Consider the following 20229-nt stretch of genomic DNA (forward strand, 5'->3'; position numbering starts at 1 on the left):
CTGGCCTTGCCTGCGCCCGATTTCAATGTCTGCTAGCCGCCCCGCAGCCGCGCTTCGACGAGCGCGATAGCCTGGGTGACGGCCGCTCCTATATCGAGATTCGTCGTATCGAGCAAGACGGCGTCGGAGGCCTTCGTCAACGGGGCGGCATGCCGCCCCGAATCGCGCGCATCGCGAGCGAGGATGTCACCAAGAACCGTCTCATGGCTCAATACATGCCCGGCGCGCGCCAGCTCAGCGGCTCGACGGGCGGCACGCACGTCGGGGGATGCCGTGACGAACAATTTCGCGGGAGCGTCCGGCGCAATCACAGTACCGATGTCGCGCCCGTCGAGCACCGCGCCCTTGGCCTGCGCGGCGAAGGCACGTTGCCGCGTCAGCAGTGCGGCGCGAACCGCAGGGTGCGCCGAGACGATCGACGCGGCCTGTGCATTGTCGGCGCTCATCAGGTCTGGCTCGTCGAGCAACGTTTCATCGAGCGCGATCGCCGCCGCTTCGGCGAGTGCAGCATCGCCCGGGTCGCCGCCACTGCGGCGCACCGCCAGCCCGACCGCGCGATAAAGCTTGCCGGTGTCGAGGTGACCGAGACCGAAATGCCGGGCGAGCGCGCGCGCCACAGTGCCTTTGCCGCTCGCGGCGGGACCGTCGACGGCGATGACGAGAGGGACGAGCTGTTTCATGCGGCGCAACGCATAGCGGACGCGGTGGTTGTGTCGACCCCATCGGCGGCCCATGGTCGGTCGCGATGAGCGGGGGCGTACCATCGGGCGGGGGAGTCGTGTGCGTTCTAGGGACGCGGCCCGAGGCGATCAAGCTCGCGCCAGTCGTCCTGGCGCTGGCGGCGCGCGGGGTGGCGGTGACGCTTTGCAGCACCGGGCAGCAGCGCGATCTGACCCGGGCGACGCTCGACGATTTCGGGCTGGTCCCGAACATCGACCTCGACCTGATGAAGCCCGACCAGTCGCCGCAGGTATTCGTCGCTACGGCATTGCCACTGCTTGGGCAGACGATCGCCCGCCTCGCTCCGGCGATGGTCATCGTCCAGGGCGACACAGCGACGACGCTCGCCGGGGCGATGGCGGCGGCGTATACCCGTGTCCCGGTCGCGCATGTCGAGGCAGGGCTGCGCAGCGGCACCGCCGAGCCCTTTCCCGAGGACATGCACCGCCGGGTCATCGCCCAACTCGCGACGCATCATTTTGCCCCGACCCAGATCGCGCAGGCGGCGCTCGTCCGCGAGGGGATTGCGTGGGGTGCGATCAGCGTCACCGGCAACCCGGTGATCGATGCGCTGCGGCTCGCCGAGGCGCGGCTTGGTGCCGACCCGGCACTGCGGGCGGGCGTCGATCAAGTGCTCCCGCCGCTGCGTGAGGGCCGCGCACTGGTGCTTGTCACTGCCCATCGCAGAGAGAATCATGTGCACATGGCTTCGATCGCCGCGGCGGTCGCGGCAATCGCGGCGGCGCACGATGTCGACATCGTTGTGCCGCTTCACCCCAATCCTGCTTCGGGCGCGGTATTGCGGGGACGGTTGGAGCAGGTGACTAACGTCGCGTTGGTGCAGCCGCTCGGTTATCTCGCGTTCGTCACGCTGCTGCGCCGGGCGAGGCTCGTCCTGACCGACTCGGGCGGGGTACAGGAGGAGGCTCCCGCGTTCGGCTGCCCCGTGCTGGTGCTGCGTGATTCGACCGAACGCCCCGAAGGCATCGAGGCCGGGGCCGCGCGGCTGGTCGGCACCGATCCGGCGACGATCGTCGCGGCGGTGGCTGGACTTATCACCGACGACGCGGTTCATGCCGCGATGACCACCGCAATCCTGCCTTATGGCGATGGCTATGCCGCCGACCGGATCGCCGCGATCGTCGCCGCCGAGATCGTCCGTCGATGACCGTGCTCGTCACCGGCGTCGCCGGGTTCATCGGGTTTCACACCGCCCAAGCGCTGCTGGCACGCGGCGAGACGGTCATCGGGATCGATAACGTCAATGACTATTACGACCCGCAATTAAAGCGCGACCGGCTCGACCAGCTCGGCGGCGACTTCATCTTCGACTATTGCGACTTCAGCGATTTCACGGCGCTGACCAAGGTGCTGCGCCGCCACTCGTTCGACCGGATCGTCCACCTCGGGGCGCAGGCAGGGGTCGGCTATTCGCTCAAGGACCCACACAGCTATGTCCGGTCGAACCTTGCCGGGCATCTCAACCTGCTCGAGATCGCGCGGACGGCCGATGGCCTGCGCCACATGGTCTATGCCTCGTCGTCGTCGGTCTATGGGGCCAACACCAAGCTGCCGTTCGCAGTCGACGATCGCGCCGACAACCCCGTTTCGCTCTACGCCGCGACCAAGCGCGCCGACGAACTGATGAGCGAAAGCTACGCGCATTTGTTCGCCATCCCGTTGACCGGCCTGCGCTTCTTTACCGTCTACGGGCCGTGGGGACGCCCCGACATGGCGATCTGGCGCTTTACCGAGCGCATCCTCAAGGGCATTCCTATCGAGCTTTATAACGCCGGGCGAATGCGCCGCGACTTCACCTATATCGACGATATCGTCGGCGGCGTGCTCCTCGCGCTCGACTGTCCGCATGGTGGCGAACACCGGGTCTATAACCTCGGCAACAGCCGCTCCGAAGACCTCGCGCACCTCGTCGAGCTAATCGAGTCGGCGACCGGAAAGGCAGCTATCCGCGAACTGCTGCCGATGCAGCCCGGCGATGTCCGCGAAACCTACGCCGATATCGCCGCAACAACCGCCGCCCTCGGCTTCGTCCCGACGACAAGCATCGAAACCGGCATCCCGAAATTCGTCGACTGGTTCCGCAACTACACCGGGCTCTGAACCGCCCCCAGCATAGTCATCAGGCCGACGAAGCCGGGGAAGCTCGTCGCCACCGGGCGCGCGTCGTCGACCGTCACTGCCGCTGTCGCGCGCAGCCCGAGGACGGCGAAGCTCATCGCGATCCGGTGATCGAGACGCGCGGCGACAGTCGCCCCGCCCGCGACCATCTCGCCGCCATTACCGTAGACGATCAGCCCGTCGGGCAGCTCCTCGACGCGAACTCCGCAGGCGGTCAGCCCCGCCGCCATCACCGCGATGCGGTCGCTCTCCTTGACGCGCAGCTCGCTCAGGCCGCGCATCACCGTCGTTCCCTGTGCGAACGCAGCGGCGACGAACAGGACCGGGAACTCGTCGATCATCGACGCGGCGATCTCGGGCGGTACCTCGATCCCAGTCAGCGCGCCTGCCGCGACGGTGATGTCGGCGACCGGCTCGCCGCCAACCTCGCGCTGCTGGCCGAGCGTGACATCGGCCCCCATCATCGCCAGCACGCGGAGCAGCCCGTCGCGGGTCGGATTGACCCCGACCCCGCCGATCGTCACCCGGCTGCCCGGCACGATCAGCGCGGCGACGATCGGGAATGCCGCCGACGAGATATCGCCCGGCACGACGATCACCTGCGGGCGCAACTCGGCCTCGCCGGTGACGGTGATCGCGCGACCCTCGGGCGTGTCCTCGACGCGAACTTCGGCTCCGAAGGCGCGCAGCATCCGCTCGCTGTGATCGCGGGTCGCCTCGGGTTCGACGACCGTCGTGCGCCCGGGAGCGTTTAGCCCTGCAAGCAAGACCGCCGACTTGACCTGCGCCGACGCCACCGGAAGGACATAGCGCAGCGGCACCGCCGGACAGCGCCCGGTCATCGTCAGCGGCAGGCGCCCGCCCGGCGCGGTGGCGAAGCTCGCCCCCATCAGCCCGAGCGGAACCGTCACCCGCGCCATCGGGCGGCTCGACAGCGAGGCGTCGCCGGTGAAGGTCGCGGTGATCGGGTGCGACGCGATCAGGCCCATCAGCAGGCGCGTCGAGGTGCCGCTGTTACCCATGTCGAGCGCGGTTGCCGGCTGGAGCAGCCCGCCGACGCCGACGCCCCAGATCCGCCAGCGCCCCGCTTCCCCGCCGGCGCCAGCGTCTTTCCTGACGATCTCCGCCCCCATCGCGCGCAGCGCGGCGGCGGTCGACAGCACGTCTTCGCCCTCCAACAAACCATCGACGACGGTCTCGCCGACCGCGAGCGCGCCGAACATCAGCGCGCGGTGCGAGATCGACTTGTCGCCGGGAACGGTGACGGTGCCCGACAGCGGTCCCTCGGCGCGAAGCGAAAGCGACTGGGGGGCGTTCATAGGGTTCCGAACGGGGCTAGGAGATGGCAGGAAGGCCGCGGGCTTTTGACAGCCCCCCGGGGCTGTGGCAATGACCCGCGCTTGTCGCGCCGGGGTCGCCCGCGCTGCCCGGAGTTCTGTCATGGTCAATCCCGAATGGGGCACCAAGCGTGCCTGCCCGAAATGCAACACGCGCTTCTACGATCTTGGCAACGAAGATCCTGTGACGTGCATCAACTGCGGCAACGTCTGGGTGCCCGAATCGATGCTCAAGTCGAAGCAGCCGCTGCCGTTCGAAACCGCCAAGCCCGCCGTCAAGACGAATGAGGACGGCGAGGTGATCGACGCCGACGACGAGGACCTCGACGTCGCCGAAGACGCCGAAGAGCCCGATGTCGACATCGGCGACGACGAGGATCTGGCCGTTGTCGTCCCGGACGACGGCGAAGAAGAGGCGTAGGTCATTCGACCCCGGTCCGATGGGCCGGGGGAAACTCTTGCGCCCGCGCTTGCGTTGGCGTAGTCAGCCGCTCCGCCCGGCCCAACGGGTGGATCACGTGGTACGGGGCCTTAGCTCAGCTGGGAGAGCGCTACGATGGCATTGTAGAGGTCAGCGGTTCGATCCCGCTAGGCTCCACCACCACCCTCACCGCATCCGATCCGCCACGGCGGGAAGCGCTGGTTGACCCCGGCGTGGTACAGGAAGATGCGGTTGCCTGCCGGATCGGTCGTTCGCGCGCAGCGCCACAGATAGTCCTCGTCGCGCGGCGGATAATCGAACACTACCCCCCGCGCCGCTGCCGCCGCGACCTCAGCATCGACGTCGTCGGAATGCAGGTAAATCTCTGCCGCTCCAGCGTGCTCGCCATCCGCCATGACCTCGACCGACAGCGTCGACCCGCTGCCCATCTCGAACCGCGCATAGCGTGGCGGCGCGGCGACGATCTGGGTTAGCCCCAGCGCGGTGTAGAAGGCGACGCTCGCGACATAGTCGTGCGCTGGCAGGGTGACGTGGTTGAGGTTCATGGCTTCGGCCTCCGCCTTTCTTTTGCCGCGCGCCGGACCTAGATGCCAGTTATGCAAATTCCCGGCTTCATTGACCCCGTTCCGGTGCCGCGCGTCGCGTCGCTACGCGCCGACGGCAAGACTGCGATCGTCGGGCTGACGCGGACCGAGTTGACTGAGGCGCTGACCACGGCGGGCATCCCCGCGAAGCAGGCGAAGATGCGCGCATCGCAGGTGTGGCATTGGGTGTATCACCGCGGCGTCGTCGACTTCGACCTGATGGCGAACATCGCGCGCGACACCCGCACCGTTCTCGCCGAGCATTTCGTCGTCGGACGCCCCGAGATTGCGCAGGCACAGGTGTCGACCGACGGGACGCGTAAGTGGCTGCTACGCTTCGACGATGGCAACGAGGCCGAGTGCGTCTTCATTCCCGATGCCGATCGCGGGACATTGTGCGTGTCGGCGCAGGTCGGATGCACGCTCAATTGCCGCTTCTGCTTTACCGGCACGATGAAGCTCGTCCGCAACCTGACGCCGGGCGAGATCGTCGGACAGGTGATGCTCGCACGCGATGCGCTCGGCGAATGGCCGACAGGCGCTGCGAAGCCCGTCGCGAGGGCCGACGACGACGATGACGACGCGGACGACGACGATGCGCCGCGCGGCAACTATACCTCCGAAGGCCGGATGCTGACCAACATCGTGATGATGGGGATGGGCGAGCCGCTGTATAATTTCGAGGCGGTCAAGGCGGCGCTCGGCATCGTCATGGACGCGACCGGGCTTGGCCTGTCGAAGCGGCGGATTACGCTATCGACGTCGGGCGTGGTGCCGATGATGGCGCGGGCGGGCGAGGAGATCGGGGTCAACCTCGCGGTGTCGCTCCACGCAGTGACCAAGGAGGTCCGCGACGAGATCGTCCCGATCAACAAGCGCTATGGCATCGACGAGCTGCTCGCGGCGTGCGCGGCGTACCCGGGGGCGAACAACGCCCGGCGGATCACCTTCGAGTACGTCATGCTCAAGGACAAGAACGACAGCGACGACGACGCGCGCGAGCTCGTCCGGCTGATCCGCAAGTACCGTCTGCCGGCGAAGGTCAATTTGATCCCGTTCAACCCGTGGCCGGGATCGGACTATCTATGTTCGGACCCGGATCGGATCGCGCGGTTCAGCGATATCGTCTTTCGCGGCGGCATCTCGGCCCCGGTGCGCCGCCCGCGCGGTCGCGACATCATGGCGGCATGCGGGCAGTTGAAGTCGGCGAGCGAGAAGATCAGCCGCGCCGAGCTCGACCGGCGCTCGGCGGAGAAAGAAGCCGGGTGGGTCGATGCGGCGGCGTAACTGGCTCACCAGATCGAATACTCATCATCGTCGTCTTCCGGCGATTTGCGAACAAGGTTCAGATATGCGCGCCACAGCCGCTTAAGCCACACAACAATTTTCATATCCGCCCCCAGATTGCTGGGGACACTATGGGTAAGTATCAATCACTCCTAACGAATTATAAAGAGTCGGATGACGGATCCGTCTGGACGAGTCAGCGTAACCGGAACCTATCTATAACCGAAACGATCTAACGATAGTTAGCCCGGCCGCCGCCGGGGCAGCAGGGTTGGCCATGTTTCTTCTCACACGCTTGTTCAACAAGATGATCCGCGAAGGCGAACTGACGATCGTCGACCATCGCGGCACGGTCCACCGTTTCGGCGCGCCGTCGGCGACGATCCGCCCGGTGACCTTCCGCCTAACCGACGCCCGGACTGCGCGCGCTATCGCGCTGGGGCCCGCGATCGGCGCGGGCGAGGGCTATATGGACGGCCGCCTGATCATGGAAGACGGGGACATCAAGGACCTCGTCCACCTCGTCACGCACAACGTCCGCTGGGACCGCGATAATCCGATCCGGCTCGGACTGTGGCGGCAGGCGGCGATCGCGGCGAAGCTCGACCAGATCAATTTCAGCCGCCGGTCGAAGCGCAATGTCGCGCACCATTACGATCTGTCCGACCGGCTGTACGACCTCTTCCTCGACGCCGACCGCCAATATTCATGCGCCTATTACGATCACGACGACGACAGTCTCGAGACCGCCCAAGCCCACAAAAAAGCGCATATCGCCGCCAAGCTCGATCTCAAGCCCGGCCAGCGCGTCCTCGACATCGGCTGCGGCTGGGGCGGGATGGCGCTGTATCTCCACCGTGTCGCCGGGGTCGACGTCACCGGCGTGACGCTGTCCGAGGAGCAGTTGAAGGTCGCGCGCCGCCGCGCTGCCGAGGCCGGAGTCTCCGACCATGTCCGCTTCGAACTGATCGACTATCGCGCGCTCACTGGCCAATTCGACCGGATCGTCTCGGTCGGGATGTTCGAGCATGTCGGGCTGCCGCATTACCGCCAGTTCTTCGACAAGGTCCATTCGCTGCTGACCCCCGACGGCGTCGCGCTGATCCACACCATTGCCCGTGCCGACGGCCCGGGGGCGACCGACCCGTGGACCGCAAAGTACATCTTCCCCGGCGGCTATGCCCCGGCGTTGTCGCAGATCACCCCGGCGGTCGAGCGTGCGTGGCTGTGGATCACCGACATCGAGGTGCTGCGCCTTCATTATGCGCTGACCCTCGAGGAATGGTATCGCCGGGCGGTCGCGGCGGAGGACAAGATCGTCGCCCTGTACGACGCGCGCTTCTTCCGGATGTGGCAGTTCTACCTCGCAGCGGCGATCGCGGCCTTCCGCAACGACGGACATATGAACGTCCAGGTGCAGCTGACACGGAAACGTGACGTGCTCCCGATCACGCGTGACTATATGGCGGCAGCCGAGATGCGCTATCGCGCCATCGACGAGCAATTGGAGCGCAAGACAGCATGATCGAAGCCGAATGGTGGGACTATGAGGACGCCGACGAACTGTACGATGCGGTCGCGTCGGACATCGAATTCATCATCGACAGCGCCTTGGACGCGCGCGGCGATGCGCTGATCGCGCTGCCCGGCGGGGCACTGCCGGGGCCGGTCTATGCGCGGCTGGCGAAGGCCAAGCTCAACTGGAAGCGCGTAACGATCATTCCCACCGACGACCGGATGGTCGCCCCGACCGATGCGTCGAGCACGGTTGGCATGCTCGCGCGCGCCTTCCTGCCGATCGGCGCGCGGGTCATCCCGCTGATCGGCGACGCCAAGGCCGAGTATAAGAAGGCCGGACTCGACGCCGACGAACGCCTCGGCGCGATGAAGTGGCCGCTCGACCTCGCGTGGCTCGTGGTCGATGCCGACGGCGGCACCGGGTCGCTCGTCGCCAGCCCCGACCTCGACGCGGCGATCACCGCGCCGGCGACGTGCAAGGCGATCGGGGTGATGCCCGCGGGCGGCAAGGACGGGCGGGTGACGCTGACCAAGACAACGCTGATGGCGGCGCGCGCGCTGTCGGTCGCTTGCCAGGGCGATGCGGCAAAGGCCGCGCTCGAGACCGCGCTCGAAGACGGGGCCAAGTCGAAGCTCCCGGTTGGACGCCTGCTTGCGGGGACCGAACTCCCCTTCGATATCCACTGGGTCGCGTGAAGTCGGGCGCTAAATCGGGCAGCACCGTCGTTGTCTGGGCGGCGCTTGCGGGCAATCTCGCGATCGCCGTCGTCAAGTTCATCGCGGCGGCGATCAGCGGATCGTCGGCGATGCTGTCCGAGGGGGTACACAGCCTCGTCGACACGATCAACGAGGTGTTGCTGCTGTACGGCATGAAGCGCAGCGCGCGGAAGCCCGACGCCGATCACCCGCTCGGCTACGGCCGCGAGCTGTACTTCTGGAGCTTCGTCGTCGCGCTGCTGATCTTCGCGGTCGGAGCCGGCGTCTCGGTCTACGAGGGCGTTGCGCACCTGCTCCACCCCGAGCCGATCAGTTCGCCCGCGCTGGTCTTCGGCGTGCTCGGGGTTTCAGCGGTCTTCGAGGGGGCGTCGTGGTTCGTCGCCTTCCGCGAATTCCGCTCGAAGCAAGGCGGGCTGACGATCTGGCAGGCGTTCCGCCGGTCGAAGGACCCGCCGTCGTTCATGGTGCTGTTCGAGGATTCAGCGGCCCTGACCGGGATCGCCGTTGCCGCCGCCGGTTCAGGGCTCGCGGTCGTCACCGGCGATCCGCGCTGGGACGGCGCGGCGAGCCTGCTGATCGGGCTGATCCTCGCCGTCGTCGCTGCGCTGCTCGCGCGCGAGTCGAAGGCGCTGCTGATCGGCGAGCGCGCCGACCCCGCGCTGAGTACGGCGGTCCTGCGGCTCGCGCACGAGACCGCCGGGGTCGACCGGGCGAACGGCGTCGCGACGATCCAGCTCGCCCCCGACCAGGTCGTCGTCACCCTCAGTCTCGAATTCGACGACGCGCTGCGGACGCCGGAAATCGAGGCGGCGGTGATCGATCTCGAACGTCGCATCCGCGACCACCACCCCGAGGTGTCAGCGATTTTCGTCAAGCCGCAGGCCAACCACGAAGCGAAACGACGGCAGGCGTCGGGCGAGAGCGGGCTCCGGATCGACGATCTGCGATAGGCCGATGCTGGCCCCTTAGTGGCAGATGTGGTCGTCCCAGGCATCGTTGGCGCGTGGACTTCCGAAGCCGCAGCTTGCCTAAGGCGCCCGAGGTAACACTAAACGCGTTGCTCCGGGCTTGTCAGAGCTTCACGGCGTTGAGGCGCAGCGCATTGAGCACGACGGTCAACGATGACAGCGCCATCGCCGCCCCGGCGAACATCGGCGACAGGAGAATACCCGCGACGGGGTAAAGCACTCCAGCCGCCACCGGCACGCCGATGCCGTTGAACACGAACGAGAAGCACAGGTTCTGGCGAATGTTGCGCATCGTCGCTCTCGACAGCGTGCGCGCGCGCACGATCGCCGAGATGTCGCCGCCGGTCAGCGTCATGCCCGCGCTCTCGATCGCGACGTCGGTGCCGGTGCCCATTGCCAGCCCGACGTTGGCGGCTGCCAAAGCGGGCGCGTCGTTGATGCCATCGCCCGCCATCGCGACGCGGCGGCCCTGTGCCTTGAGCTCGCCGACGATCCGCGCCTTGTCCTCCGGCGCAAGCCCGGCGCGAACCTCGTCGAGGCCGCCGACCGCGGTTGCGACCGCGTTCGCCGTGGTCAGGTTGTCGCCGGTCAGCATGATGACGCGAAGACCGTCGGCGCGGAGTGCGGTGATCGCCTCGCGGACGTTGCCGCGAACCGGATCGGCGATGGCGAGAAACCCGGCGAGCCTGCCGCCGATGGCGACGAACAGCGTGCCCGCGCCGGTCTGGCGCTGCGCGTCGGCGGCGGCTTCGAGCGGCGACGGATCGACCCCGACGCGCGTCATCTGCGCAGTGTTGCCGAGCACGACCGGAACGCCATCGACGGTGGCGCTGACGCCGAGCCCGGTCTGCGAGGCGAAGTCCGCGACGGTGCCGAACGCCAGCTGCTGCTCACGTGCAGCGCCGACGATGGCGCGGGCGAGCGGGTGCTCCGACTGCGCCTCGACGGCGGCCGCGGCGGCGAGGAGTTGCTCGGCGGTGAAGCCGGGTACCGGCTCGGTGGCGGTGAGGCGGGGCTTGCCCTCGGTCAGCGTTCCGGTCTTGTCGACGACCAGCGTGTCGACCGTGTCGAACGCCTGCAACGCCTCGGCGTTCTTGATCAGCACGCCCGCCTGCGCCCCGCGCCCGGCGGCGACCATGATCGACATCGGCGTCGCCAGTCTGAGCGCGCACGGGCAGGCGATGATCAGGACCGCGATCGCATTGAGCAGGGCGTGGCCCATCCGCGGTTCGGGTCCGACGAGGCTCCAGACGACGAAAGTGATGACCGAGACGAGCACGACGGCGGGGACGAACCAGCCCGCGACGCGGTCGGCAACGGCCTGAATCGGGGCGCGGCTGCGCTGCGCGTCGGCGACCATCCGGACGATCCGGGCCAGCATCGTGTCGGCCCCGACGGCGCGCGCCTCCATGACGAGGCTGCCGGTGCCGTTGACCGTGCCGCCGGTGAGCGCAGCGGCGGCAGACTTCTCGACCGGCGCCGGCTCGCCGGTCAGCATCGACTCATCGACCGCCGAGCGCCCGTCGATGACGATGCCGTCGACCGGGATCGCTTCGCCGGGGCGGATGCGGAGCCGGTCGCCGGTGCGCACCTCGGCGAGCGCGACTTCGGACTCGCTGCCATCGGCGGCCAGCCGATGTGCGGTCTTGGGGGCGAGGTCGAGCAATGCCCGGATCGCGCGGCCGGTCGCAGCCCGCGCGCGGAGTTCGAGCACCTGGCCAAGCAGGACGAGCGTCACGACGACGCCTGCCGCCTCGTAGTAGACCGGGACCGCCCCGTGCATCCGGAACGCCGACGGGAACACGCCCGGAACCAGCGTCGCGGCGAGGCTATAGAGGAAGGCGGCACCCACCCCGATCGCGATCAGCGTGAACATGTTGAGGTGCCGGGTGACGACCGACGTCCACCCCCGCGCAAAGAACGGCCACCCTGCCCAAAGGACGATCGGCGCGGACAGAGCGAGCTGAACCCATGCCGAAGTGCGCGCGTCGAACAGGTGCCAGCCGAACATCTCGGCACCCATCGAGACGACCAGCAGCGGCACGGCGAGAACGCCCGCGAACCAGAGCCGCCGGGTGAAGTCGACGAGTTCGGGATTGGGGGCGTCGTCGAGCGATGGCTCCGCCGGTTCGAGCGCCATGCCGCAGATCGGGCAGCTCCCCGGTTTGTCGCGACGAATCTCGGGATGCATCGGGCAGGTCCAGACCGCACCGGATGCCGCCGACGCTTCTCGCGGCGCACCGAGGTATTTGGCAGGATCGGCGACGAACTTCGTCCGGCAGCCGGCACTGCAAAAATGATAGGTCTGCTCGTGGTACGCGGCATGATGCGGCGATCCCGCCGGATCGACGGTCATGCCGCAGACCGGGTCCTTGACGGTGGCAGCGCCGCTCGCCGCGAGCTCCGCCGGATGTGCCGCGTGATCGTCAAGTCGCGCGCCGGTCATGGCAATTGTCCTTCGATCCAAGGGTATAACCGAGGCACGCGGCGCGCAGGTCCGTAAAGTGCGCGGCACTCAAGAAATCCTTCGCCGTGCCGCACTTGCCGCGCCCGTCAACCATCGCCTAATGCGGGCCATCGCAACCGGAGCCTGCCCGATGACCAACCCGCTTTTCCGCCCGTTCGATATGGCCGGGCTGCACCTGCCCAACCGGATCGTCATGGCGCCGATGACGCGGTCGTTCTCGCCCGGCGGGGTGCCCGGTGCGAACGTCGCCGAATATTACCAGCGGCGCGCCGAGGGGCAGGTCGGGCTGATCGTTACCGAAGGCACCGGGGTCAATCGCGCCGGGTCGCTCAACGACCCCAACGTGCCGGTGTTTCACGGTGAAGCGGCGCTCGGCGGCTGGGGCAAGGTCGTCGACGCGGTCCATAGCGCGCACGGCAAGATCGCGCCGCAGTTGTGGCACGTCGGCGCGATGAAGAATCCGACGCTGCCCGATTACAAGCACGAGGCCGAGGGCCCGTCGGGGCTGCTCCGCCCGGGCAAGGCGTACGGCAATGCGATGTCCGACGCTGATATCGCCGACACGATCGCCGCCTTCGCGCAGGCCGCCGCCGATGCCAAGCGCATCGGCTTCGACGCGGTCGAGCTCCACGGCGCACACGGCTATCTGATCGACCAGTTCTTCTGGGAGGGGACCAATGTCCGCGACGACGGCTGGAACGGCGCGCTGCCCGAACGCGCGCGCTTTGCCGGTGAAGTCGTCAAGGCGGTCAAGGCTGCGATCGGCGACCTACCGCTAATCATCCGCCTGTCGCAATGGAAGCAGCAGGACTTCACCGTCAAGCTCGCCGCCACCCCCGACGCGCTGGCGGCATGGCTCAACCCCCTCGCCGAGGCCGGGGCGGACGTCTTCCATTGCTCGCAGCGCCGCTTCTGGGAACCCGAGTTTGCCGAGATCGACGGCGACGAGGGGCTCAATTTTGCCGGCTGGGCGAAGAAGCTGACCGGCAAGCCGACGATCACCGTCGGCTCGGTCGGCCTGTCGGGCGAGTTCGTCGCAGGCTTCGGCGGCGAGCAGTCGCAGCCGGCGTCGCTCGACAACCTGCTCGAGCGGCTGGAGAAGGACGAGTTCGACCTCGTCGCGGTCGGCCGCGCATTGATCGTCGATCCCGACTGGGCGGAAAAAGTCCGCGACGGGCGGATGGGCGAGCTGAAGGACTTCGACCGCGGCGCGCTGGCGACATTGGTCTGAGCTAGCGCCTGGTTCCTCCCCTTTGCTTTCGGGGGAGGAGCTAGTCGTCCTCGTCGTCGAATCCGACCAGGTCCAGCGCCCGCGCCCGCATCTGCCGCGTCTGGCACCAGTGGACCAGCGCCTCCTCGCGCCCGTGCGTCACCCACACCTCGTTCGGCGCGAGTTCGGTGCAGGTTGTCGTCAGTTCGTCCCAGTCGGCGTGGTCGGAGATGATCAGCGGCAGCTCGACCTGTCGCTGGACCGCGCGCTGGCGGACGCGCATCCAGCCCGACGCCATTGCGGTGATCGGGTCGGGCAGGCGGCGGCTCCAACGGTCGTTAAGCGCCGACGGCGGGGCGATGACGACGCTGCCCTTGAGGTCGGCGGCCTTCAATCCGGCCGCGGGTCGCAGGTCGCCGAGGTCGACCCCGAGCGCGACGTACAGGTCGCACAGCCGCTGGACCGCGCCATGGAGGTAGATCGGCGCGTCGTGCCCGAGCTGGCGCAATTCGGCGATCACCCGCTGCGCCTTGCCGAGCGCATACGCGCCGATGACGACGCAGCGCTCGGGGTTGTGGCTGAGCGCGGTCAGGACTTTGGCGATCTCCTGCCCGGTGTCGGGGTGGCGGAAGACCGGCAAGCCGAAGGTCGCCTCGGTGACGAAGATGTCGCACGGCACCGGCTCGAACGCGGCGCAGGTCGGGTCGGCGCGGCGCTTGTAATCGCCTGACACGACGATCCGCTCGCCGGCATGGTCGAGGACGATCTGCGCCGAGCCGAGGACGTGCCCGGCGGGGACGAAGGTCGCGGTGACGTCGCCGACGCGGATGCTTTCGCCGTACGCCGCCTTCTGCCCGACCTGCTCGCCGTAGCGCACGTCCATGATCGCCAGCGTTTCGGCCGTCGCCAGCACCTTGCCGTGCCCGCCCCGGGCATGGTCGGCGTGTCCGTGAGTGACTAATGCCGACGGCTTCGGGCTCGACGGATCGATCCAGAAGTCGCCGGGAGCGACGTAGATGCCCTCGGGGTGGGGCTGGAGCCATGAACCTGCGGGCATAAGGCGAATATATAGGCCGCCCCCGCCGAGCCCGCCACCGGTCCAGCCGTGGCGGTATCGTCGCACAACCGTAACGTTCGGTAGCTAACGCTGCGGTCTGTTAACTACGCTTGGAGCGACAGCATGACCTTTGGATTCACCCGCGGCCTCGTCGTCGCGCTCGGCATGCTCGCCGCGGTCCCGGCCGACGCCCTGGTGATCTACCAGAGCGCGGCTTACTCCGGCGTCGACAGCGGCGAATATATTTTGAGCGAAAACAACTTCATGGGCGCGGTGTTCACGCTCGGCCGGACCACCGCGATCACCGGCATCGGGGCGCAATTCGGTGGCTTTCCCGGCGGCAACATCTTCGGCGCGATCGTGCCGCTGTCTTCCCGCGCGGCGTTCCCCGCCGGCAAGTCGACCGACCTCGCCGACATCAGCCTCGGCCATGTCGTCTTCGCCGTGACCGGCGCGACGCAGGACCTTGTCGCGCCGCTGCCGCTGACGCTTTCGGCGGGGACCTACGGCGTGATCTTCGGTTCGGGCCAGTTCGGCGCGACGGGCTACGCTGGCCTGGGTTACGAGAATACGCCGTCGGGTTCGCCGACGCTGTTCCGGTCGTTCTTCTCCGACGACTGGGCTTCGTTCAGCGACACCGGCGTCCGCATCACCGTCGAGGGCGCGACCGCAGCCGTGCCCGAACCCGCCGCCTGGGCGCTGATGATCGCCGGCTTCGGCATGGTCGGCTTTGCAGCCCGTCGCCGGACGCGCACCGCGATCGCCTGACGCAAGGGCCGAAGCGCGGCGGTGGCGTAACCGGCGGCGGTTGCTCCTATATCGGTTGCGATGCCGCCGCTGCCCGCCCCGATTCTCGACTGGTTCGCCACGCGCGGCTGGGGTGTGCGGCGGCATCAGCTCGAGATGCTCGCCGCCTCCCGGGCGGGGGAGCATGCGCTGCTCGTTGCGCCCACCGGCTCGGGCAAGACGCTTGCCGGGTTCCTGCCGAGCCTTGCCGAGTTGATCGCGGAGCCAGTCGACGGGCTGCACACGCTCTACGTCTCGCCGTTGAAGGCGCTCGCGGTCGACGTCCAGCGCAACCTGCTCAACCCGATCGCCGAGATGGGGCTCGATATCCGGGTCGAGACGCGGACCGGTGACACGCCGTCCGACCGCAAGGCCCGCCAGCGCGAGCGGCCGCCGCAGATCCTGCTGACGACGCCGGAGTCGCTGTCACTGCTGATCAGCTACCCCGACGCCGACCGGATGCTTGGGCAACTCAAGACGGTGATCGTCGACGAGGTCCATGCCTTTGCGACGACCAAGCGCGGCGACATCCTCAACCTCGCGATGGCGCGGCTCCAGGCGCTCAGCCCCAACCTCCGCCGCGTCGCACTGTCGGCGACGATCGCCGACCCCGAGGCGTATCAGGGCTGGCTCGCGCCCGATGCCGATGCCGCGAGCGTCCGCCTCGTCCACGGCGACCCGGGGGCCGAGCCGCACGTTGACATCCTCGTCCCCGACGGGCGGATCCCGTGGGCGGGGCACAACGGGCGCTATGCCGCGCGCGAGGTGATCAAGCTGATCGCCCGCCACAAATTGACGATCGTCTTCGTCAACACCCGCGCGGTCGCCGAGCTGATCTTCCGCGACTTGTGGGCGGAGAACGACGCTTCCTTCCCGATCGGCATCCACCACGGCTCGCTCAGTCCCGAGGCGCGGCGCAAGGTCGAGAACGCGATGGCGACCGGGCGGCTGCGCGCGATCGTCGCGACCGCGAGCCTCGACCTCGGCATCGACTGGGGCGACGTCGACCTCGTCGTCCAGATGGGCGCGCCGAAGGGATCGTCGCGCCTGCTCCAGCGCATCGGCCGCGCCAACCACCGGATGGACGAGGCGTCGGAGGCGGTCGTCGTCCCCGGCAACCGCTTCGAGTATCTCGAAAGCCTCGCGGCGCGCGACGCGGTCGAGGCGCACGAACTCGACGTCGATCTGTTTCGTCCCGGCGGGGTCGACGTCCTCGCGCAGCACCTGATGGCGTGCGCCTGCTCCGCCCCGTTCGCGGCGGACGCGATGTACGACGAGGTGCGGTCGTCCGCCCCCTACGCCGGGCTGCCGCGCGCCGAGTTCGACCGCACCCTCGGCTTCATCGAGTCGGGCGGCTACGCGCTGCGGGCATACGAGCGCTACAAGCGGCTGACGCTCGGCCCCGACGGGCTGTACCGCGTCAGCCACCCGCGAATGGCGGCGCAGCACCGCTTGAATGCCGGGACGATCGTCGAGGCGGCGGCCTTGAACGTCGTCTATGGCAAGGCGGGGCGCGGACGGGGGCGAAGCTTCGGCAAGGTCGAGGAATGGTTCGCCAGCCAGCTTCGGGTCGGCGACAGCTTCATGTTCGCGGGGCAAGTCCTTGAAGTCACCGGCTTCGACGGCCCCGACTTGTTCGTCAAGCTGGGCAAGGGTGACCCGCGCGTGCCGACCTATGTCGGCGGCCGGATGCCGCTGTCGACCAACCTCGCGCGGCGGGTGCGCGGGTTGTTCAACACCCCCGAACGCTGGGCCGAGATGCCGCCCGACGTCTGCGAATGGCTCGACATCCAGCGCCAGCGGTCGTCGCTGCCGGGGATGGACGACCTGCTCGTCGAGACCTTCCCGGCGGACGGGCGAAACTACATGGTCGCGTACGGCTTCGAGGGGCGCAACGCCCACCAGACGCTTGGCATGCTCCTGACCCAGCGGATGGAAAAAGCCGGGCTTGCCCCGCTCGGTTTCGTCGGCAGCGACTACATGGTGGCGACGTGGAGCCTTAACCCCGTCACCGACCCCAAGCCTTTGTTCTCGCCCGACGTTTTCGAGGACGAGCTCGCCGAATGGATCGCCGGGTCGCCGTTCCTGCGGCGGGCGTTCCGCGAGGTCGCGGTGATCGCGGGGCTGATCGACCGGGTCCATCCGGGACAGCACAAGACGGGCAAGCAGGTGACGTTTTCGAGCGACCTGATCTACGACGTCCTCCGGCGGCACGAGCCCGACCATCTGCTGCTGACCGCGGCATGGACCGACGCGCGGTCAAAGATCACCGACATCGGACGTCTTGCCGGGCTGCTCGAGAGGTCGCAGACGCATCTCGTCCACCGCGTCCTCGACCGCGTCTCCCCGCTCGCGGTGCCGGTCCTGCTCGAAGCCGGCAAGGAGCGCGTGTTCGGCGCGGCCGACGACGCGCTGCTGATCGAGGCGGATGCGCTGGCGGAAGCGGCGATGCGGCTCGACTGATACAGGACCAGTCAGAACCCGCGACGTCCGATCTGGTACAATCCCAGCGCTAAGTCCAGAATAAGTTCACACAAACGACGGTGTATTTTGACCTTCGTCGCTTCCCGATCGCACGTCTCCCGCGATGCAAAGCGGCAGCTCCACACGATGAGAAAGAACGACAGGCGCCGCCCGGTGACGACTCGATAGCGGCGACGCTAGGCGCGCGGTGGGGGTGTAGGACAGCGGAAACGGTGGGCCCTGGATCAGAAAAGCCGAGACGCGGAAGTCGGCTCGAGCGCCACGGTCGGGCGAATTACCAGATGACACATGAGAACAAGCAGTTAGCTACCTTGCCGAGGCGCAGTCTGGACTTTGGCCTCTCTCATCGATTTGTCGAAGGGTCTAGCCAATTACACCGTCGTTGTGGATTTGAAGAGCACGACAAATTGCTTACTGTCGGCAGGCAAGTAACAAAAAGTGTCGGATTCCTTTACACTCTGCCCAATCCCACGCGAGGGTGCATCATCTTACTCGTTGTTTTTATGCCCAGAATATTACGGTTAATAAATTGGCATAATCCTTGCTGAACCTTATTCGGGGATGATCCCGAGCGAGGAGTTCAGCAATGAAATCGATCATAGTGCTGCTTGCAGCTGCCGGCCTTTCAACCGCTGTCGCTGCTCCTGCCGTCGCAGGCGCAGCCTGGGAATTTACTACCGCGTCGCAATCCTTTAATAACAACAACTGGATTTTCGCGAACAGCTTCACCGTCAAGACCGCCGTAACCGTCTCTGGACTCGGCTATTATGCCGATCCGAACAACGGCCAGGTCGACAATAACAAGGTTGCGCTCTATAGCTGCGACACGTCGGGCTGCTTGACCACCGGCACGATGCTTGCCAGCACGACGGTTACGAATACTTATGCGGTGCTTGGTCACTTCCGCTTCGTCACCGTCCCGACATTGACGCTCGCACCCGGTGATTATCTTGTTTCCGGGGTTAGTGTTGGCGATAATTATACGTGGGACGACACCGGTTTCGTCACCGATCCGTCGATCACCTACAACGACAACCGCTGGATCCTGACCGGCGGGGCAGGAACGCCCGATTTCGTTAATTTTGTCCGAAACGACGTGCACGACGGCTACTGGGGACCAAACGTGTTCTTTGGTAACTCCGGCGGCTCCGGCGGCTTCACTGGCGGCGTACCCGAGCCGGCAAGCTGGATGCTGATGATCGCGGGCTTCGGGTTGGTCGGGATCGCCACCCGCCGCCGCAACTTTGCGGTCGCCGCTTAGTCTCGCTCCTTCCAGTAGCAAATAACGCCGCCGGCCATGCGCCGGCGGCGAAAACGCATCGCCGCGCCGGCGTTCTGCGATCCGCTGCAATATAAATACTGGAGGAACGCCGCTCAAAAGAACTGGCCGCCGTCCCCTGACTGCGGGATCATGCGCAGCGCGAGCGCCGCGCAATATCGGATTCCGGGCACAAAGTTTGCGGACTCCGGCACCCGGCCCGTCGTCAGAGGTGTTTCGCCTTCGAACCCCGAAGGAACCAGCCGTGTCGAAACCCAAGCTCGCGGAAGATCAATCCGCACGCGACGCCGCCATCGTCATCAACTCGTACACGACCGTGCTGCGCCGCCCGGGCGTTCCGCACGAGCTGTTTGCGACCTACTGGCGCGACGTCCATGGGCCGCTGTGCTCGCGCATCCCGGGCCTCGGTTATTACGTCCAGTACCACCTCGACCGTGAGCAGGATGCGCATCTCTGGCCGGTCAGCGATGGCATCGGGCCGTTTCCCGATTACGTCCTCGACGGCGGGGTCGAGATCGGTTTCCATTCGGTGAAGGACCAGGCGCTGTTCACCGCCGCGTGCCCGATCCTGTTCGCCGACGAGCAGAACATGTTCGCCGCCACCGTCGCCTACGCGTTGCCGCAGGGATCGACGACGCTGGTCGACCGCGTCGTCGAACCCAGTCCGAATGCCGACGATGGGCTTGATCGGATCCACGTCCACTTCGGCGCGGCGCACGACGATGCGAAGGCGTTTGGCCGCTTCATGCGCAAATTCGCCGAGGCGCTGGCCGCAGAAGCGCCGGTGCTCAAGGTCAGGCTTCATCTGCCCGAGGCATACGATAATGCGAAACCCGCCCCGCCTGCGCCGAACGTCGACCACAGCGTCGACGGCGAACGCCGCCTGATCGCGGTGATCGAGCTGGCTTTCGCGTCGCCGCTTGTCCGACGCCAGTTCTACGCCTCCGAGGCTTTTCGCCGGGCAGCGGCGGGTCAGGCCGAGCATATCGCCTTTGCCTCGCCGTTCGCGGTGAGCGGGGTCTACACCTATGTCCGCGACAAGGCGCTGACGCTCGCCGGGCTCCGCGGCAGCCGCCCGGCGCAGCTAGTCGAGCAGATCGGCGCGCTCAACCAGGCGGCGGAGGACGTCTGCGAGCTGATCCGCACCGGCTCGATGTAGGGTCGCGCTGACCACCACGCGGGGGATGATAGCGACCGGGTCAGTCGAAGGTTGGCCCCGGCTTATATGACGTCT

Annotated in this window: 17 protein-coding genes and 1 tRNA gene; 13 read left to right on the forward strand and 5 right to left on the reverse strand. The window is 67.2% G+C overall.

Annotated features, from left to right (window positions below; genetic code table 11):
* Window positions 1-32: 32 nt before the first annotated feature.
* Window positions 33-680 carry a (d)CMP kinase gene (gene cmk / locus KZX46_RS05030; protein ID WP_216709391.1) on the reverse strand — a complete coding sequence of 216 codons (648 nt, stop codon included), beginning with the start codon at window positions 678-680 and terminating at the stop codon, window positions 33-35.
* Window positions 681-745: 65 nt separating this feature from the next.
* Between cmk and wecB the strand changes: the two genes are divergently transcribed.
* Complete coding sequence (gene wecB, locus KZX46_RS05035) at window positions 746-1888, forward strand: non-hydrolyzing UDP-N-acetylglucosamine 2-epimerase (protein ID WP_219775733.1); 1143 nt, start codon at window positions 746-748, stop codon at window positions 1886-1888.
* Window positions 1885-2841 (forward strand): NAD-dependent epimerase/dehydratase family protein, encoded by a 957-nt coding sequence (locus KZX46_RS05040; protein ID WP_219775734.1) that lies wholly within the window; start codon window positions 1885-1887, stop codon window positions 2839-2841. The genes wecB and KZX46_RS05040 overlap by 4 nt, the downstream gene beginning before the upstream one ends.
* Here the strand turns inward: KZX46_RS05040 and aroA are convergent.
* The gene (gene aroA, locus KZX46_RS05045) at window positions 2826-4178 is read right to left on the reverse strand and encodes a 3-phosphoshikimate 1-carboxyvinyltransferase (protein WP_226896103.1); all 1353 of its coding nucleotides are present in this window, start codon (window positions 4176-4178) and stop codon (window positions 2826-2828) included. The genes KZX46_RS05040 and aroA overlap by 16 nt on opposite strands.
* 121 nt (window positions 4179-4299) lie before the next feature.
* Between aroA and KZX46_RS05050 the strand changes: the two genes are divergently transcribed.
* Together KZX46_RS05050 and KZX46_RS05055 are read left to right on the forward strand one after the other, a co-directional pair.
* A complete protein-coding gene (locus KZX46_RS05050; RefSeq protein ID WP_216709395.1) occupies window positions 4300-4617 on the forward strand; it encodes an FYDLN acid domain-containing protein in 318 nt (105 codons plus the stop codon).
* Window positions 4618-4721: 104 nt separating this feature from the next.
* Window positions 4722-4797 (forward strand) — tRNA-Ala (locus tag KZX46_RS05055).
* Here KZX46_RS05055 and KZX46_RS05060 read toward each other — a convergent pair.
* On the reverse strand, window positions 4785-5183 hold the full coding sequence (locus KZX46_RS05060) for a VOC family protein (RefSeq protein ID WP_219775736.1): 399 nt from the start codon (window positions 5181-5183) through the stop codon (window positions 4785-4787). The genes KZX46_RS05055 and KZX46_RS05060 overlap by 13 nt on opposite strands.
* Window positions 5184-5225: 42 nt before the next feature.
* On the opposite strand from KZX46_RS05060, the gene rlmN reads away from it, so the two are divergent.
* From rlmN to KZX46_RS05080, 4 genes are all read left to right on the forward strand, one after another.
* The gene (gene rlmN, locus KZX46_RS05065; RefSeq protein WP_219775737.1) at window positions 5226-6509 is read left to right on the forward strand and encodes a 23S rRNA (adenine(2503)-C(2))-methyltransferase RlmN; all 1284 of its coding nucleotides are present in this window, start codon (window positions 5226-5228) and stop codon (window positions 6507-6509) included.
* A 277-nt stretch (window positions 6510-6786) separates the two neighbouring features.
* Window positions 6787-8034: a cyclopropane-fatty-acyl-phospholipid synthase family protein gene (locus KZX46_RS05070; protein ID WP_216709398.1), complete on the forward strand. Its 1248-nt coding sequence runs from the start codon at window positions 6787-6789 to the stop codon at window positions 8032-8034.
* Window positions 8031-8723: a 6-phosphogluconolactonase gene (locus KZX46_RS05075; RefSeq protein ID WP_219775738.1), complete on the forward strand. Its 693-nt coding sequence runs from the start codon at window positions 8031-8033 to the stop codon at window positions 8721-8723. The genes KZX46_RS05070 and KZX46_RS05075 overlap by 4 nt, the downstream gene beginning before the upstream one ends.
* Window positions 8720-9694 carry a cation diffusion facilitator family transporter gene (locus tag KZX46_RS05080; RefSeq protein ID WP_216709400.1) on the forward strand — a complete coding sequence of 325 codons (975 nt, stop codon included), beginning with the start codon at window positions 8720-8722 and terminating at the stop codon, window positions 9692-9694. The genes KZX46_RS05075 and KZX46_RS05080 overlap by 4 nt, the downstream gene beginning before the upstream one ends.
* Window positions 9695-9815: 121 nt before the next feature.
* On the opposite strand, the gene KZX46_RS05085 is transcribed toward KZX46_RS05080, so the two are convergent.
* A complete protein-coding gene (locus tag KZX46_RS05085) occupies window positions 9816-12158 on the reverse strand; it encodes a heavy metal translocating P-type ATPase (RefSeq protein ID WP_219775739.1) in 2343 nt (780 codons plus the stop codon).
* Window positions 12159-12309: 151 nt separating this feature from the next.
* Between KZX46_RS05085 and KZX46_RS05090 the strand changes: the two genes are divergently transcribed.
* The gene (locus KZX46_RS05090) at window positions 12310-13410 is read left to right on the forward strand and encodes an NADH:flavin oxidoreductase (protein WP_219775740.1); all 1101 of its coding nucleotides are present in this window, start codon (window positions 12310-12312) and stop codon (window positions 13408-13410) included.
* Between the two features lie 40 nt (window positions 13411-13450).
* On the opposite strand, the gene KZX46_RS05095 is transcribed toward KZX46_RS05090, so the two are convergent.
* The gene (locus KZX46_RS05095) at window positions 13451-14446 is read right to left on the reverse strand and encodes a ligase-associated DNA damage response exonuclease (RefSeq protein ID WP_219776857.1); all 996 of its coding nucleotides are present in this window, start codon (window positions 14444-14446) and stop codon (window positions 13451-13453) included.
* Between the two features lie 123 nt (window positions 14447-14569).
* On the opposite strand from KZX46_RS05095, the gene KZX46_RS05100 reads away from it, so the two are divergent.
* The 4 genes from KZX46_RS05100 to KZX46_RS05115 all read left to right on the forward strand — a co-directional run bounded on the left by KZX46_RS05100 (window position 14570) and on the right by KZX46_RS05115 (window position 20154).
* Entirely contained in the window at window positions 14570-15214 is a 645-nt protein-coding gene (locus tag KZX46_RS05100) for a PEPxxWA-CTERM sorting domain-containing protein (RefSeq protein ID WP_216709404.1), read from the forward strand.
* Between the two features lie 60 nt (window positions 15215-15274).
* The gene (locus KZX46_RS05105) at window positions 15275-17695 is read left to right on the forward strand and encodes a ligase-associated DNA damage response DEXH box helicase (RefSeq protein WP_219775741.1); all 2421 of its coding nucleotides are present in this window, start codon (window positions 15275-15277) and stop codon (window positions 17693-17695) included.
* Window positions 17696-18302: 607 nt separating this feature from the next.
* On the forward strand, window positions 18303-18977 hold the full coding sequence (locus KZX46_RS22765; RefSeq protein ID WP_226896104.1) for a PEPxxWA-CTERM sorting domain-containing protein: 675 nt from the start codon (window positions 18303-18305) through the stop codon (window positions 18975-18977).
* 262 nt (window positions 18978-19239) lie between these two features.
* Complete coding sequence (locus KZX46_RS05115; protein ID WP_219775742.1) at window positions 19240-20154, forward strand: EthD domain-containing protein; 915 nt, start codon at window positions 19240-19242, stop codon at window positions 20152-20154.
* The last annotated feature ends 75 nt before the right edge of the window (window positions 20155-20229 follow it).

It is taken from the genome of Polymorphobacter sp. PAMC 29334, from assembly GCF_019431245.1.
Classification (GTDB): domain Bacteria; phylum Pseudomonadota; class Alphaproteobacteria; order Sphingomonadales; family Sphingomonadaceae; genus Polymorphobacter_B; species Polymorphobacter_B megasporae.